The 14121-nt window shown below is 69.3% G+C and carries 15 protein-coding genes; 11 read left to right on the top strand and 4 right to left on the bottom strand.

Features of this window, described 5'->3' with window-relative positions:
- Position 1 precedes the first annotated feature (1 nt).
- The gene (locus VG556_RS08650) at positions 2-808 is read right to left on the bottom strand and encodes an amidohydrolase (protein ID WP_032960094.1); all 807 of its coding nucleotides are present in this window, start codon (positions 806-808) and stop codon (positions 2-4) included.
- 14 nt (positions 809-822) lie between these two features.
- The gene (locus tag VG556_RS08645) at positions 823-1971 is read right to left on the bottom strand and encodes a pyridoxal phosphate-dependent aminotransferase (protein WP_032960092.1); all 1149 of its coding nucleotides are present in this window, start codon (positions 1969-1971) and stop codon (positions 823-825) included.
- Here VG556_RS08645 and ccmA point away from each other — a divergent pair.
- From ccmA to VG556_RS08590, 11 genes are all read left to right on the top strand, one after another.
- Complete coding sequence (gene ccmA / locus VG556_RS08640; protein WP_414616646.1) at positions 1897-2787, top strand: heme ABC exporter ATP-binding protein CcmA; 891 nt, start codon at positions 1897-1899, stop codon at positions 2785-2787. The two genes, VG556_RS08645 and ccmA, sit on opposite strands and share 75 nt — an antisense overlap.
- Positions 2784-3479, top strand: a complete 696-nt coding sequence (gene ccmB, locus VG556_RS08635) for a heme exporter protein CcmB (protein WP_006456616.1) — start codon at positions 2784-2786, stop codon at positions 3477-3479. The genes ccmA and ccmB overlap by 4 nt, the downstream gene beginning before the upstream one ends.
- 43 nt (positions 3480-3522) lie before the next feature.
- Positions 3523-4293: a heme ABC transporter permease CcmC gene (gene ccmC / locus VG556_RS08630; RefSeq protein WP_032960090.1), complete on the top strand. Its 771-nt coding sequence runs from the start codon at positions 3523-3525 to the stop codon at positions 4291-4293.
- Complete coding sequence (ccmD, locus tag VG556_RS08625; protein WP_005410342.1) at positions 4290-4478, top strand: heme exporter protein CcmD; 189 nt, start codon at positions 4290-4292, stop codon at positions 4476-4478. The genes ccmC and ccmD overlap by 4 nt, the downstream gene beginning before the upstream one ends.
- Complete coding sequence (gene ccmE / locus VG556_RS08620; RefSeq protein WP_014647764.1) at positions 4475-4936, top strand: cytochrome c maturation protein CcmE; 462 nt, start codon at positions 4475-4477, stop codon at positions 4934-4936. The genes ccmD and ccmE overlap by 4 nt, the downstream gene beginning before the upstream one ends.
- Positions 4937-6856, top strand: coding sequence for a heme lyase CcmF/NrfE family subunit (locus VG556_RS08615; RefSeq protein WP_053495344.1), 1920 nt, complete (start codon positions 4937-4939; stop codon positions 6854-6856). It begins immediately after the preceding gene.
- Between the two features lie 8 nt (positions 6857-6864).
- Entirely contained in the window at positions 6865-7482 is a 618-nt protein-coding gene (locus VG556_RS08610; protein ID WP_100450335.1) for a DsbE family thiol:disulfide interchange protein, read from the top strand.
- A gap of 4 nt (positions 7483-7486) precedes the next feature.
- Entirely contained in the window at positions 7487-7936 is a 450-nt protein-coding gene (locus VG556_RS08605; protein WP_100450336.1) for a cytochrome c-type biogenesis protein, read from the top strand.
- The gene (locus tag VG556_RS08600; protein WP_100450337.1) at positions 7930-8919 is read left to right on the top strand and encodes a tetratricopeptide repeat protein; all 990 of its coding nucleotides are present in this window, start codon (positions 7930-7932) and stop codon (positions 8917-8919) included. The genes VG556_RS08605 and VG556_RS08600 overlap by 7 nt, the downstream gene beginning before the upstream one ends.
- 150 nt (positions 8920-9069) lie before the next feature.
- Positions 9070-10182 (top strand): homoserine O-acetyltransferase MetX, encoded by a 1113-nt coding sequence (gene metX, locus VG556_RS08595; RefSeq protein ID WP_032958152.1) that lies wholly within the window; start codon positions 9070-9072, stop codon positions 10180-10182.
- Positions 10183-10527 (top strand): DUF1294 domain-containing protein, encoded by a 345-nt coding sequence (locus VG556_RS08590; RefSeq protein WP_014647770.1) that lies wholly within the window; start codon positions 10183-10185, stop codon positions 10525-10527. It abuts the gene before it with no gap.
- Positions 10528-10639: 112 nt separating this feature from the next.
- Here VG556_RS08590 and cydC read toward each other — a convergent pair whose 3' ends face one another.
- Together cydC and cydD are read right to left on the bottom strand one after the other, a co-directional pair.
- Positions 10640-12319 carry a thiol reductant ABC exporter subunit CydC gene (cydC, locus tag VG556_RS08585; protein WP_100450338.1) on the bottom strand — a complete coding sequence of 560 codons (1680 nt, stop codon included), beginning with the start codon at positions 12317-12319 and terminating at the stop codon, positions 10640-10642.
- Entirely contained in the window at positions 12316-14061 is a 1746-nt protein-coding gene (gene cydD, locus VG556_RS08580; RefSeq protein WP_100450339.1) for a thiol reductant ABC exporter subunit CydD, read from the bottom strand. Before cydD ends, cydC begins: the two co-directional genes overlap by 4 nt.
- Positions 14062-14121 lie beyond the last annotated feature (60 nt).

The raw sequence follows: 14121 nt of genomic DNA, 5'->3' as shown, positions 1-14121 counted from the left end.
TTCAGGCCTGCTCGTCCAGGTGGAAGGCATCAGCATCGAGCATCGCCGGGAAACGCGCGCGATGTGCAGCCAGTGCTTCGGCCGAAATGGTGGTGGTCACCACCTGTTCGCGTTCGCGGATCTCCACCTGCGGCTGGCCGAGGAAGTCGATCACCGCGCTGTCGCCGGCGTAGTGCAGCTGGTTGCCGTCCACGCCGACGCGGTTCACCGCCGCCACGAAGCACAGGTTCTCGATCGCCCGCGCACGCAGCAGGGTCTTCCATGCATAGGCGCGCGCCGACGGCCAGTTGGCGACGAAGATCTGCAGGTCGAAATCCAGCTGCTGCGGGCGTTCGACGTTGTAGCGGTTGCGGCAGAACACCGGGAAGCGCAGGTCGTAGCAGACCTGCGGATTGATCCGCCAGCCCTTCCATTCCACGCTCAGGCGCTCACGGCCAGCGGCATAGCGCTCATGCTCGCCGCCGTAGCGGAACAGGTGCCGCTTGTCGTAGTACTGCAGCCCGCCATCAGGCGTAGCGAACAGCAGGCGGTTGTAGACGCCGTCGCCCGCGCGCAGCTGCACGCTGCCGATCACCGCCGCGTTCAAGACCTTGGCCTGTTCGCGCACCCAGGCCACGGTCGGCCCGTCCATGCCTTCGGCCTGGGCGATGGCGTCGTTGGAGAAGCCACTGGTGAAGGTCTCCGGCAGGATCACCAGGTCGGTGCTGCCCGCCAGTGGTGCCAGCAACGCACCGTAGTAGGCGCGGTTGCCGGCCGGGTCATGCCAGCGGGTGTCGCCCTGGACGAGGGAAATGCGCAGGTCCTGCATGTCCGTGTCTCCGCTCACAGCAGGCGCAGGCGTTCGATCGCCGCGTCCATGGTCGCTTCGTTCTTGGCAAAGCACAGGCGCACCAGGCGCTGGCCGGCCGGCGGAGTCTCATAGAACGGCGACAGCGGAATGGCGGTGACGCCCTTCTCGATGGTCAGCCACTTCACGAACTCATGGTCCGGCAGGTCGCTGATCGCCGAATAGTCGACCAGCTGGAAGTAGCCGCCCGGCACCGGCAGCGCCTTCAGGCGGGTACCGGCCAGCTGCTCGCGGAAGCGGTCGCGCTTGGCCTGGTAGAACGCGCCCAGTTCCAGGTGGTGTTCGGGTTCGTCGCGGATCATCGCGGCGAAGCCATGCTGCGCCGGGCCGAAGCTGGTGAAGGTGTTGTACTGGTGCACCTTGCGGAACTCGGCGGTCAGCGCCGGCGGGGCGATCGCATAGCCGATCTTCCAGCCGGTGCAGTGGTAGGTTTTGCCGAAGCTGGAGATGACGAACGCGCGCTCGCGCAGTTCCGGGTAGCGCAGCGCCGATTCATGGCGACGGCCGTCGTAGATGATGTGTTCGTACACCTCATCGGAGATCAGGTAGATCTGCGTGCCGCGCAGCAGTTCGGCCAGCGCCTGCATGTCCTGCGCCGACAGCATCGCGCCGGACGGATTGTGCGGGGTGTTGACGATCAGCATGCGGGTGCGCGGGGTGATCGCTGCGCGCACGCGGTCCCAATCGACCGCGAACGTCTGCGGATCCAGCGACACATGTACGGCCCTGGCACCGGCCAGGTCGATCGCCGGTTCGTAGCAGTCATACGCCGGGTCCAGCACGATCACTTCCTCGCCGGCACGCACCACGGCGTGGATGGCGTTGAAGATGGCCTCGGTGCCACCGCTGGTGACGGTGATCTCGCTGTCCGCATCGACCTGCGCGCCGTAGCAGTCCAGCACCTTCTGTGCGATGGCCTGGCGCAGCGGCGCCACGCCGGTCATCGGCGGGTACTGGTTCAGCCCGGCGGCCATCGCCCTGGCGGTCTCGTCGATCAGGCGCTGCGGCGCCGAAAAGTCCGGGAAACCCTGGCCCAGGTTGACCGCGCCGTGTTCGGCGGCGAGCTGGGACATCACGGTGAAGATCGTGGTACCGACCTTGGGCAGCTTGGTGGTGGGTTGCATCGGCCTGGGCTGTGGGGGAACAGACCTGCGAGTTTACGCAATCCGCGCGTCGGTAGTGCCGGCCGCCGGCCGGCAACCTCGGCCACTCTGCGACGCTTGGCCGCATCTGCCGGCCAGCGGCCGGCACTACCCTGTGAATTCACCGCTACAATTGCCGCCGCACTCCGGCATGAAGACCTTTGCCCCTTGAACACCCCTGCATTGCTGGCTGCCAGCGGCCTGAGCTTCTCCCGCAATGACGAGCCGGTGTTCGGCCCGCTGGACTTCCATGTGGACGCCGGCGAAGCCCTGCTGGTGCAGGGCGGCAATGGCGCCGGCAAGACCACCCTGCTGCGCGTGCTGGCCGGCCTGGCCCGGCCCGGTGCCGGCCAGGTGCGGATCGACGGCAAGCCGGCCAGCAATGCCGAGCGCGCGCGCTATGTCGCCTACCTCAGCCACCTGCCAGCGCTGAAACCGGACCTCGGCACGCTGGAAAACCTGCATTTCCTGTGCGGCCTGCACGGACGGCGTGCGCGGCAGATGCCCGGCAACGCGCTGGCCATCGTCGGCCTGGCCGGTTATGAGGACACCCTGGTACGGCATCTGTCGGCCGGACAGAAGCGGCGGCTGGCACTGGCGCGCATCTGGCTGTCGCCGGCGCCGTTGTGGCTGCTGGACGAACCCTATGCCAACCTCGACCTGGAGGGCATCACCCTGGTCAACCGGATGATCTCGGCGCACCTGCGCGCCGGCGGCGCTGCGCTGGTCACCACCCATGGCGCCTATGCCGCACCGCCGGTGCGTACCCGCCAGCTCGACCTCGGCGGTGCCGCATGATCGCGCCGGGTACCGAACCGGGCCTGTGGCAGACCGCGGGCGCCCTGCTCAAGCGCGACCTGCGCCTGCTCTGGCGCCGCCGCGGCGACGCGCTGCAGCCGCTGCTGTTCGCGGTGCTGGTAGTAGTGCTGTTCGCCCTGGCCCAGGGCCGCGAACCACAGCTGTTGGCCGCCACCGCCGGTGCAGTGCTGTGGCTGGCCGTGCTGCTGGCCGGACAGCTGTCGCTGGATTCGCTGTTCCGTTCCGACGCCGAGGATGGCTCGCTGGAACAATGGCTGCTGGCGCCGGTGCCGCTGGCCTGGCTGGTGCTGGTGCGCGTGCTGCTGCATTGGGCCACCACTGCGCTGCCGCTGATCGTGGTCAGCCCGCTGCTGGCCGAAATGCTGCATCTGCCGCATGACCAGCTGCCGATGTTGCTGGCATCGTTGCTGCTGGGCACGCCGTTGCTGAGCCTGATCGGTGGCGTGGTCGCTGCACTGACCGTTGGCATCCGACGCTCTGGTATTCTCGTGGCGCTGCTGTCGTTGCCGCTGTACGTGCCGGTGCTGGTATTCGGCGCAGGCAGCCTGGCGGCAGCCGGACGCGGACAGGATCCGGTCGGTGCGCTGCTGATGCTGGGCGCCGGCCTGCTGGTCGCGCTGGTGCTGGCGCCGCTGGCCACTGCCGCTGCAATACGTATTTCTCTGAGTTGACCGAGCTGAGAGCCAATCCACCCCTGCTGGATAGCCGCCACGCATGAATCCGATTGTCCGCTGGTTCCACCAACTCGGTTCGCCCCCCACGTTCGACCGTTTCGCTGCCCGCTGGTCGCGGGTGTTCTACCTCGCGGCGGTGCCGGTGCTGCTGGTCGGCATGTGGCAGGCGCTGCTGGTGGTGCCACCGGAAGCCAAGCAGCTGGACAGCTTCCGCATCCTCTACATCCACGTACCCAGTGCCTGGATGAGCCTGTTCGTCTTCGCGCTGATGGCGCTGTATGCGGCCATCGCACTGGTCTGGCGGATCAAGGTCTGCGAGATCCTGGCCATGGCCTGCGCGCCGATGGGCGCCGGCTTCACCCTGATCACCCTGTTGACCGGCAGCATCTGGGGCAAGGGCACCTGGGGCACCTGGTGGGACTGGGACCCGCGCATGACCAGCGAGCTGGTGCTGCTGTTCCTGTACCTGGGCGTGATCGGCCTGTACCACGCCATCGAGGACCGCCGCAGCGCCGCACGTGCGGCCGGCCTGCTGGCCATCGTCGGTGTCAGCCTGCTGCCGGTGATCCGCTACTCGGTGGACTGGTGGGGCGGCCTGCACCAGCGCCAGTCGATCAACGTATTCGGTGAATCGGCGATCAGCAGCGCGATGATCGCGCCGCTGTGGTGGATGGTGATCGGCACCAAGTTCTGGTTCGCCGGTTCGGTGCTGGCCAAGGCCCGCGCCGACAATCTCGACCGCGAGGCCGGCAAGGCCTGGGTCGGCGGCCGCGTCGACGCCGGACGCCCGGCCCGGGAGGCCCAGCCATGACCCACCTGCCCTATGTGATCGGTGCCTACGCGGTGTTCGTGCTGGTGCTCGGCGCCGATGCCATCGGTTCGTGGCTGCGCCTGCGCGTGGCGCGCCGGCTGGCACTGGCCCGCCAGCAGCGCCAGCAGACCCGCGCCGGCAGGCAGGACGCAGCGGCGCCGTTGTCGACGGAGCTGGAACGATGACCCCGGTACAGCGCCGCCGCCTGGTGTGGGTGTTGCTGGCCCTGCTCGCCTCCGGCCTGGCCACCGCACTGGTGGCGATGGCACTGGAGCGCAACATCGCCTACCTGTACACGCCGTCGGAAGTGCTGCGCGGCGATGTCGATGCACAGTCGCGCTTCCGCCTCGGTGGCATGGTGGTGAAAGGTTCCTTCAACCGACCGGTCGGCTCGCTGGAGGCACGCTTCGAGGTGACCGACGGCGACGCGCAGCTGGCGGTGACCACGTCGCGGATCCTGCCGGACATGTTCGCCGAAGGCACGGCGGTGGTCGCCAGCGGCCGCCTGCAGGACGGCACCTTCGTCGCCGACGAGGTGCTGGCCAAGCACGATGAGAAGTACGTGCCGAAGGAAGTGGCCGACAAGATGGGCGACGCCCATCGCAAGCACGACGTGCCGGTGACGGCACCCGAGGTGCGCTGAGTGCTGCCCGAACTGGGTCAGATCCTGCTGCTGTGCGCGTTGCTGGCCTCGCTGCTGCAGGCCGGCCTGCCGCTGGTCGGTGCGCATCGCAACAACACCGCGTGGATGGCGGTGGCACGGCCGGCCGCGTTCGCACAGCTGCTGTTGCTCGCCGGCGCGTTCGCGGTACTGACCGCCGCGTTCGTGCAGCAGGATTTTTCGGTGCGCTACGTGGCCGAGAACTCCAATTCGCTGCTGCCGATGGTCTACCGCTACTCGGCGGTCTGGGGCGCGCACGAGGGCTCGCTGCTGATGTGGGCGCTGGTGCTGGCGCTGTGGACCGGCGCGGTGGCGCTGTTCTCGCGGCACTTGCCCGCACCGGTGCAGGCGCGCGTGCTGGCGGTGATGGGCGTGGTCAGCGTCGGCTTCCTCGCCTTCCTGATCTTCACCTCCAACCCGTTCCTGCGCCTGAACCCGGCACCGCTGGAAGGCCGCGACCTCAATCCGCTGCTGCAGGACCCGGGGCTGATCATCCATCCGCCCATGCTGTACCTGGGCTATGTCGGCTTCGCGGTGCCGTTCGCCTTCGCGGTTGCCGCACTGCTGGAAGGCCGCGTGGACGCACGCTGGCTGCGCTGGACGCGGCCATGGACCAACGTCGCCTGGGGCTTTTTGACCCTGGGCATCGCGCTGGGCAGCTGGTGGGCCTATTACGAGCTGGGCTGGGGCGGCTGGTGGTTCTGGGACCCGGTGGAGAACGCCAGCTTCATGCCGTGGCTGGTCGGTGCGGCATTGATCCATTCGCAGGCCGTCACTGAAAAGCGCGGCACCTTCGGCAGCTGGACCCTGCTGCTGGCGATCGCCGCCTTCGCGCTGTCGCTGCTGGGCACGTTCCTGGTGCGCTCCGGCGTGCTGACCAGCGTGCATTCGTTCGCCGCCGATCCCTCGCGCGGCCTGTTCATCCTGGTGTTCCTGTCGGTGCTGGTCGGTGGCAGCCTGCTGCTGTACGCGCTGCGTGCCAGCCAGCTGAGCGTGGACGCCGAGGACCCACGCCGTGGCTTCACCGCCACCTCGCGCGAGACCCTGCTGCTGGCCAACAACCTGCTGCTGGCCACCGCCTGCGCGATGGTGCTGCTCGGCACGCTGTACCCGCTGCTGGCCGATGCGCTGTCGCTGGGCAAGATCTCGGTCGGCCCGCCCTACTTCGGCAGCCTGTTCCTGCTGCTGATGGCGCCGATGATCCTGCTGCTGCCGTTCGGCCCGCTGGTGAAATGGCAGCGTGACCAGCCCTCGCGCGCCTTCGCGCTGCTGGCACCGTGGCTGGGCCTGGCGCTGCTGCTGGGCGCGCTGGCCTGGTGGCAGGCGCCGCAGAACGGGTGGAAGGCCGGCATCGGCGTGGCCGCTGCGGCCTGGGTCGCGCTCGGCACCGCACGCTTCGTCTGGCAGCGCCTGCGCGGCAATGGCCGCTTCACCGCCGAAATGCTCGGCATGATCGTCGCCCACGCCGGCATTGCCGTGTTCCTGGCCGGCGCGCTGCTGGTGGAGGCGCTGAACGTGCAGCGCGAAGTGGCGCTGGCACCAGGCCAGCAGCTGGTGGTCGGTCGCCACGAAGTGCGCTTCGAAGGCGTGGACCATCGCGAAGGCCCGAACTTCATCGCCGACCGCGGCCACCTGCGCGTGTTCCGCGACGGCCGCGAGCTGGCCCTGCTGCACCCGGAGAAGCGCCAGTACGCCAGCGGCGGCCAGGTGATGACCGAGGCCGGCATCGATGCACGCTTCAATGGTGATGTCTACGTGGCATTGGGCGAGCCGCTGGGCAACAATGCATGGGCGGTCCGGGTGCACATCAAACCGTACGTGCGCTGGATCTGGCTGGGCGCGCTGTTGATGGCCCTGGGCGGATTCATCACCGCCGCCGATCGCCGTTTCCGTCGTCCGTAGGAGTTCCCATGTCCGAGTCCCCCACCCCGCGTCCCTCCCGCCCGCTGCCGCCGGTAGCCATCGTGATCGGCGTGCTGTTCTTCTTCGGCCTGCTCGGGCTGATGATCTACGGGGTGATGAAATCAGGCGATCCGCAGCGCGACGTACTGCCGTCGGCACTGATCGACAAACCGGCGCCGGCATTCGCGCTGCCGGTGCTGCACGACCCGGAAATGATCGTGCACAGCGACGACCTGCGCGGCGCGCCCTACCTGCTGAACGTGTGGGGCAGCTGGTGCGCGGCCTGCCGCGAAGAACACCCGGTGCTGACCCGCTTCGCGGAAAGCAAGCGTGTGCGCGTGATCGGCTACAACTGGAAGGACGACCCGAGCGACGCGCTGCACTGGCTGGAACAGCTGGGCAACCCGTTCATGGTCGTGCTCAGCGATGTCGAGGGCCGTACCGCGATCGACTGGGGCGTGACCGCCGCACCGGAAACCTTCCTGGTCGATGGCAGCGGCATCGTGCGCTGGAAGTACAGCGGTGCGATGACCCAGCGCGTGGTCGACGAGAAGCTGATCCCGGCGCTGCAGAAGATCGAGAAGGCCCAGGGCAGTGCCGGCAACACCCTGCATACGGCGCCCTGAGCCCATGCGCTGGCTGCTGGCGTTGCTGCTTCTGACGCTGCCGCTGGCCGCGCTGGCCCAGCAGCCGCTGCACGATCCGCAGCCGCTGCAGTTCCGCGATGACGCCGAAGAACGCCGCTTCCATGACCTGGCCGCGCAGCTGCGCTGCGTGCAGTGCCAGAACCAGTCGCTGGCCGATTCGAACGCGCAGATCGCCCAGGACCTGCGCCGCGAGGTGCTGCAGCTGATGCAGCAGGGGCACGACGACGCACAGATCAAGCAGTTCCTGGTCGCGCGCTACGGTGAGTTCGTGCTCTATCAACCACCGTTGCAGCCGGGCACCTGGCTGCTGTGGGGTGGCCCCCTGCTGGTGCTCGGCGCCGGTGCACTGGTAGTGCTGGGCATCGTCCGCCGACGTGGACGCACCGTCGGCGCGGCGCCGGCCGGCGAGGCCGATGAAGGAGACGAATGGTGAACCATTGGCTGCCGATGCTGGCCGGGCTGGTCGCCGCGCTGATGGCAGCGCTGGTGCTGTGGCCACTGCGCCAGCGCGGTCGGCGCGGTTTCGTGGTCGGCGTGCTCGCGCTGGGCGTGGCCGGTGCCTGCCTGTATCTGCTGGTCGGTGACCCAAGGGCGGCACAGGTACAACCGACCCCGTCGGCAGCCACCCTGCGCGATGGCGTGCAGGCACTGCAGGACGCACTGGAGCGCGACCCGCAGCGTGCCGACGGCTGGGCATTGCTCGGCCGTTCGCAGGCCGAACTGGGCAACGCCGCAGCCGCGGCGGATGCCTTCGCGAGGGCCGCCGCATTGGCACCGGAAGATCCGGGCGTGCTGGTGGAAGCCGCGCAGGCGCGCGCGCAGGCTGATGCCGGCAAGCAGTTCGATGACACCGCAATGGCCTGGTTGCAGCAGGCGCGCGCACAGGCTCCCGATGCCGAGCGCGCCAGCTGGCTGCTGGGCATCGCCCTGCGCCAGCGCGGAAAGAACGCCGAGGCCGCGGATGTGTGGAGCGGCCTGCTGCCACGACTGGAGCCGGGTGCCGCGCAGGCGCTGCAGGCACAGATCGCCATCGCGCGCGAGGCCGCCGGCCAGGCGCCCGATGCTGCGCCCGCGTCGCCACCGGCACTGCTGCAGGTGCGTGTGCACCTGCCTGCGTTGAAGGGCACCGAGTGGCCGGCCAGCACCCAGGTATTCGTGTTGGCCCGCGCCGTGGGTGGACCACCGATGCCGTTGGCCGCGCGCAAGCTGCCCCTGGCCGGATTCCCGGACACGGTCGGGCTGGGCGACGGTGACAGCCCGATGCCGACCGCACCGCTGTCGGCCCATCGCGAAGTGGAAGTGGTGGCACGCATCTCGCGCAGCGGCAGCGCCAACCGCAGCGAGGACGACCTGCAGAGCGTTCCGGTGAAGGTAAGCCTGCCGCATGAAGGCGTGGTGGAACTGCGGTTCCCTTGACGCTCCGCCCGGTAGTGCCGGCCGCTGGCCGGCAACCACACACGCGCATCAGGATTCATGAGGTTGCCGGCCAGCGGCCGGCACTACCTGCATCGCCGATGGAAACCAGCGTGTCGCCAGCTCCACATGCGGCCCCGCTAGAATGACTGCATGACCGAATTCATCCCGCCCGGCACCCGCTTCCACGCCCTGCCCTCGCCGTTCCCGTTCAAGCGCGGTGGCGCCCTGCATGGCGCACGCGTGGCTTACGAGACCTGGGGCACGCTGGCCGCCGACGCCGGCAATGCGATCCTGATCGTGACCGGCCTGTCGCCGGATGCGCATGCGGCGGCCAACGAGGCCAATCCGGCGCCGGGCTGGTGGGAAGCGATGGTTGGCCCCGGCAAACCCATCGATACCCGCCGCTGGTTCGTGGTCTGCGTGAATTCGCTGGGCAGCTGCAAGGGATCGACCGGCCCCGCCTCGATCAACCCGGCCAGCGCTGAGCCCTACCGCCTGGACTTCCCCGAGCTGTCGATCGAAGACGGCGCTCGCGCCGCGATCGAAGTCGTGCGTGCGCTGGGCATCGCGCAGCTGGCCTGCGTGGTCGGCAATTCCATGGGCGGGATGACCGCGCTGGCCGTGCTGATGCTGCACCCGGGCATCGCGCGCAGCCACGTCAACATTTCCGGCAGTGCGCAGGCGCTGCCGTTCTCGATCGCGATCCGCTCGCTGCAGCGCGAGGCGATCCGTCTCGACCCGCGCTGGAATGGCGGCCACTACGACGATGCCGAGTACCCCGAGTCCGGCATGCGCATGGCGCGCAAGCTGGGCGTGATCACCTACCGCTCGGCACTGGAATGGGATGGCCGCTTCGGCCGCGTGCGGCTGGATTCGGACCAGGCCGACGACGATCCGTTCGGGCTGGAATTCCAGGTGGAAAGCTATCTGGAAGGCCACGCACGGCGCTTCGTGCGTTTCTTCGATCCCAACTGCTATCTGTACCTGAGCCGTTCGATGGATTGGTTCGACCTGGCCGAGTACGCCGACGGCGATGTGCTGGCCGGGCTGGCGAAGATCCGGGTGGAGAAGGCACTGGCCATCGGCGCCAACACCGACATCCTGTTCCCGGTGCAGCAGCAGCAACAGGTCGCCGACGGCCTGCGTGCCGGCGGTGCCGATGCGCGCTTCATCGGCCTGGAATCGCCACAGGGCCATGATGCCTTCCTCGTCGATTTCGAGCGTTTCGGCCCGGCCGTGCGCGGCTTCCTCGACGCGCTGTAAGTGGCGTGGCGGCGTAACCTCGCGCTGGCCGCCTTCGGCGCGCTGACCGCCTTGATGATCAGCGGTGTGCTGCCGCTGTGGCTGGGTGGCTGGTGCCTGCTGGCCAGTGCGGTGTCGTTCGGGCTGTATGGCCACGACAAGCGCGCGGCGCAGCGAAAGCGATGGCGCATTCCCGAGCGCACCCTGCAGCTGCTGGCCTTCGCCGGAGGCTGGCCCGGCGCGCTGCTGGGCCAGGCGCTGTTCCGCCACAAGCATCGCAAAGCCGCATTCCAGTGGGTGTTCTGGCTGTGCGTGCTGGCCAACGTGGCCTCGATCGCGGTGATGCTGCGCGAGTTCTCCCATTGACCGGCCTGTAGAGCCGAGCCCATGCTCGGCTGGCTTGCTTCCGGAGCCGAGCATGGGCTCGGCTCTACAGTAGATCCACGCCATGCGTGGATGTGCCGACCAAGGTCGGCATCTACCGAAGCACTTCGCGCTCCAACACCCCGTCGCGCAACCGGTACTGCGCATCGACCACGCCTTCGGGCAGGTCGTCGTGGGTGATCATCAGCAGGCTGCGCCCGTCCAGCAACCCGGAAAGGTCCTGCAACAGCGCACGTGCGGTATCCACATCCAGGCCTTCGGTGGGTTCGTCCAGCAGCAGGATCGGCGCATTGCGCAGCAGCGCGCGCGCCAGCGCCAGGCGTCGTGCCTGGCCGGCCGACATCGTCGCGCCGTTCTCGCCCACCCAGGCCTGCAGGCCACCGTTGCGCTCGGCCCAGTCGCCCAGGCGCACGCGACGAAGGACCGCCCACAACGCGGCATCACGGGCGTCGGGATCCCCCAGCCGCAGGTTCTCGGCCACGCTGCCGGCAAACACCGGTGCGTTCTGCGGAAGCCAGGCCAGCTGGCGGTGCCACTCGGCCTGGGCGACGTCGCGCAGGTCGCGTCCGCCATAGGTGATTCGCCCCTGTTGCGGATCCCACAACCGCAGCAGCAGGCTGGACAGCGTGGTCTTGCCGCTGCCGCTGTCGCCACGGATCGCGATGCGTTCTCCCGGCGCCAGGGTCAGCTGCAGGCCGGACAACACCGGCCGCGCGGCACCTGGCCACTGGAAGTGCACGTCATCCCAATGCACGCGCGCCACCTGGGGTACCGGCTGCGGCGTCTGCGGATCCTCCACCGTCGGCGGTTGTTCGACGATGGCCTGCAGGCGGTCAGCAGCAATGCGCCCGGACTGCAGCGACTGCCAGGCCAAGCCCATGCCGGCCCAAAGTTCGATCAGCGCCACGGTCAGGAAGACGAGGCCCGCGGCCATTTCCGGCGCGATGTGCTGCTGTTCGGCGGCGTGCAGGGCCAACGCCAGCATCGCCACCAGGCCCAGCCCCGCCACCAGGCCGTGCAGGGTCGAGGCCGCGATCAGGCGCCAACGCCGACGACGATCACGCGAGGCCAGCTGCTTGGCGGCCACGCGTACCTTCAGCTGCCAAGCTGCATCGGCATGCAGCGCAGCCAGGTCACCGGCCCCCTCCAGCCCTTCGAATGCAGCGGTGCGCAACGCCGCGCGGTGCGCGGCACGATCGGCCTCTTCGTCGTCATGGCCACGCACGCCCAGCCACGGCACGCCGAAGGCGATCAGCAGCGCCAGCACCGCCAGCAGTACCGCCGCCGAGGGCAGGATCAGCGCTGCCGAGGCAACCGCCACCAGCGACAGCGCGCCCAGCGCCACCAGCGGCCCGATCGCACGCACCAGCAGCCCATCCACTTCGCCGATGTCCCCCAGCAGCCGCGCCAGCAGCTCGCCGGTGCGCGTGGCGCCCAATCGTGCCGGCGCCAGTGGCAGCGCGCGGCGGAAGAACCACACGCGCAGGTCGCGGGCGATGCGCAGCGTGGCATCGTGGCCGACCAGCTTTTCGAAGTAGCGCGACACGATGCGCGCCATGGTCAGGCCACGGATGCCGGCCGAGGGTGAGAAGAAGTTGAAGCCCTGGCCGAGGCCGGCCGCACCGGCCAGCGCGGCCGCCGTGAGGAAACCACCGGACAGGCCCAGCAGCGCCGTGCCGGCCAGCATCGTGGTCCACAGCAGCAGCAGGGTCAGCAACAGGCGCGGCCGGTGGCGCAGGAATACCGCGCGCAGCGAATCAGGCGAACGGCTCATGCGCGCACCGCCTGTGCCGGCTCGACCAGGCGGCCTTCCGGCAACAGCACGCAACGATCGGCCCAGGCGATCACCGCCGGGCTGTGGGTGGCGACCACTACGCTGCGCCCGCGCGCATACGCGGCCAGGCTGCGCAGCAGCGCCGCCTCGGTATCGGCATCGAGGAACGCGGTGGGTTCGTCCAGCAGCAGCACCTGCGGGTCGCGCAGCAGCAGGCGGGCCAGGCCAATGCGGCGGGCTTCACCACCGGACAGGCCGAAGCCGCGTTCGCCGATCACCGTGTCCAGCCCCTGCGGCAGGCGCTGGGCAAACTGCAGGACCTGCGAAGCCTCGGCCACCGCGCGCAACCGCGCATCGCTGGCTGCGGGATCGGCCAGGCGCAGATTGTCGGCGATGCTGCCATGGAACAGGTACGGTCGCTGGCTGGCATAGGCCACCTGCACGCCGGGGCGCAGCTGCAGCTTGCCGGCACGCGGCGGCAACCAACCGGCCAGCGCCTCCAGCAGCGTGCTTTTGCCGGACCCGCTGGGACCGACCAGGGCCAGGCGTTGGCCCGGCTCCAGCAGCAGGTCCAGATCCCGCAGCACATCCTGCGGCGCACCCAACGGGCGCAGTACCAGTCCTTGCGCCTGCAGTGGCGGCAAGGCGGCCTCGGCCGGCTCCACCGCCAGCGGCGCAACCTCGTTCTCGATCAGGCCCTGCTCGTCCGGCAGCGACTGCAGCAGGCGCTCCACTTCGGCGGCGGCGGCCAGTGCATTGGCGCGATCATGGTAGTGCGCAGCCAGCCGTCGCAGCGGCGCATAGAACTCCGGCGCCAGCAGCAGGCAGAACAGGCCCGCACCCAGCGTCGGCACCGCTGCATGCAGCGACATCATGCCCAGATAGCTCAGGCCCAGGTACAGCGCCACCATCGCCACGCTCACCGAGGCGAAGAATTCCAGCACGGTGGACGACAGGAAGGCGATGCGCAGCACCTTTAGGGTGCGCACGCGCACGCCTTCGGCGGCGGCCTCGATGCCGGCCAGTTCGGCTTCGCCGCGGCCATACAGGCGCAGCAGGCCCAGGCCCTTGATGCGGTCGGCGAAATGGCCGCTCATGCGCGCCAGTTCGCCCAGCTGCGCGCGCCCGGCGGCTTCAGCGCCCCAGCCCACCAGCATCATGAAGAACGGCACCAGCGGCGCGGTGAACAGCAGGATCAGCGCCACCACCCAGTCCACCCAGGCGACAGCGGCCAGGATCAGCAGCGGCACCACCACCACTTCGGTGCGCACCGGCAGGAAGCCGCTGTAATAGCTCTCGATCGCATCACCGTGATGCAGCATCAGTTCGCCCAGTTCACCGGTACGGCGCTGCCGCAGCCAGAGCGGGCCCTGGCCCAGCAGGCGCGCGAACACGCGTTCGCGCAGTGCCAGCCGGGCGGCGTCGGCCACGTCACCGGCGGCGGCCTGGGTGGCGCTGCCCAGCAGGGTGCGCAGCACCAGGATCACCGCCAATCCCGCCAGCACCGGCAGGCCAGAGGCCAGCGGCACGCGCTCCACCAGCACCTGCTGCACCAGCCAGGCGATGGCGGCAGCCTGGCCGATCAACAGCGCGCCGGACAGGCTGATGCACAGCGCGGCCAGGCGCTGGCGGCCCCGGGCGGAGCGTGCCAGGTCGGCCAGCCAGGCCGTGCGCACACGCCGCTGGCGGGCGGTTTCAGCTTCCGGGGACAGGCCGTCAGGGGTCGTTTCGGCAGCGCTCAAGAGGTCTTCACGGGCAACGGGGGAGACACGGCATTGTAGGCGCAGGCAATAGCCCGCCCC

The organism is Stenotrophomonas sp. CASM106 (assembly GCF_049384825.1).
In the GTDB taxonomy this organism is placed as follows: Bacteria; Pseudomonadota; Gammaproteobacteria; order Xanthomonadales; family Xanthomonadaceae; genus Stenotrophomonas; species Stenotrophomonas muris.
The sequence above is the reverse complement of the archived record's forward strand: the minus strand, read 5'-3'. Positions and strand labels throughout refer to the sequence as shown.